This window comes from Micromonospora globispora, assembly GCF_003857015.1.
Classification (GTDB): Bacteria; Actinomycetota; Actinomycetes; order Mycobacteriales; family Micromonosporaceae; genus Micromonospora; species Micromonospora globispora.
In genome coordinates this window covers 1-808 of the sequence record NZ_QGGF01000699.1, presented here as the reverse complement: position 1 = coordinate 808, position 808 = coordinate 1, and the positions used below count along the sequence as shown (strand labels likewise).

Annotated in this window: 2 protein-coding genes; one reads left to right on the top strand and one right to left on the bottom strand. The window is 74.3% G+C overall.

All coding sequences use genetic code 11. The annotated features are described in order from the left end of the window. The coding region (locus DKL51_RS32555) for a T3SS (YopN, CesT) and YbjN peptide-binding chaperone 1 (protein WP_438819687.1) at nt 1–350 on the top strand (350 nt) is incomplete at its 5' end. 49 nt (nt 351–399) lie between these two features. Here the strand turns inward: DKL51_RS32555 and DKL51_RS32550 are convergent. Then, nucleotides 400–808 (bottom strand): zinc-binding dehydrogenase (locus tag DKL51_RS32550; protein WP_148097917.1); only part of this gene is annotated, 409 nt, incomplete at its 5' end.

Below are 808 nucleotides of genomic sequence, written 5' to 3'. Positions count from 1 at the left end.
TGGTCTTCGTCCGGGTGCGTGACAACCCGCCCCTGGTGGACGTCTTCTCCCCGGTGCTCACCGAGGTGGAGCCGACCGAGCGCCTCTACGTCAAGCTCTCCGAGCTGACCAACCGGATGCCGATCGGCCGGCTGTACTGCGCGGACGACACGGTGTGGGCCTCCATCCCGGTCTTCGGCCGGAACTTCCAGGCCACCCACCTGATGCTCGCCGTGCAGGTGATGACCGGCCTGGCCGACGAGTTGGACGACCGGCTGCACGGCGAGTTCGGCGGCAAGCGCTTCTTTGGCGAGGGCGACAAGCCGGCCCGCGCCCAGTCGGCCGAGCATCGCACCGGCATGTACCTCTGACCGACCACCCCCGCACCCGCGGGCGGCGAGCGCCGGGGCGCGGGGGTGGTCAGGGTACGTCGAGGAGGGTCTTGCCGATGGTGGCGCGGGACTCGATGGCGGCGTGTGCCTCGGCGGCCCGTTCCAGCGGGAAGCGCTGCCCGATGAGCGGTCGCAGCCGCCTGGCCGCGCCCTCGGCCAGCGCCCGCTCGGTGTACACGCGCAGCTCCGCCGGCCCGGCGCTCGGGCGGAGCAGCGCCACCCCGCGGGCTGCCGCCACGTCGGCGGGCAGGTCGGCCCAGGCGCCGCTGGCCAGCCCGAAGCTGAGCATCCGGCCCCCCGCGCCGAGCAGGTCGAACGCGGCTCGGGCCAGTGTGCCGCCCACCCCGTCGAAGACCACGTCGACCCCGTCGGTGGCCGCGCGGACCCGGTCGGTCCAGTCGGGCTGCCGGTAGTCCACCACCAGGTCGACACCGCGC